We start from the raw sequence: 405 nt of genomic DNA, 5'->3' as shown, positions 1-405 counted from the left end.
GGTTACGCAGCGCCTGGGCGTACTGATCGGCGGTCATCCCCATCTGGTTGAGGATACCGTTATAGCGGCTGTTATCAAATTTGCCGTCAACCTGGAAGGCTGGGGTCGCGAAAATCGCCTGTTTAACCTGCTCATCACTGATACCCAGTTTCAGCTCACGAGCGTACTGATCCAACAGCGCCTCGTCGATCAGACGATTCAGCACCTGTTGACGCAGGGTTTTCATATAGCCTTCGTTCGCTGCCAGCTCGGAGTATTGATCGCCCAGCTGGTGCTGCATGCGATTACGCTCGCTGTTAAAGGCGTTCTCGAACTGCCCACGGCTGATTTCCTGGTCATTCACTTTTGCGGCGTAGTTATTGCCTCCGCCAATCAGGTAACCACTCACGCCGGTCAATATGAACG

General features: G+C 54.1%; 1 protein-coding gene. It reads right to left on the bottom strand.

What is annotated here, in order from left to right:
* Window positions 1–405 (bottom strand): SurA N-terminal domain-containing protein (locus WCE05_RS26275; protein ID WP_368816877.1); only part of this gene is annotated, 405 nt, incomplete at both ends.

Origin of the sequence: Pseudomonas sp. I2 (assembly GCF_040984075.1) — a bacterium.
Classification (GTDB): domain Bacteria; phylum Pseudomonadota; class Gammaproteobacteria; order Pseudomonadales; family Pseudomonadaceae; genus Aquipseudomonas; species Aquipseudomonas guariconensis_B.
This window is presented reverse-complemented; position numbering and strand designations above follow the sequence as displayed.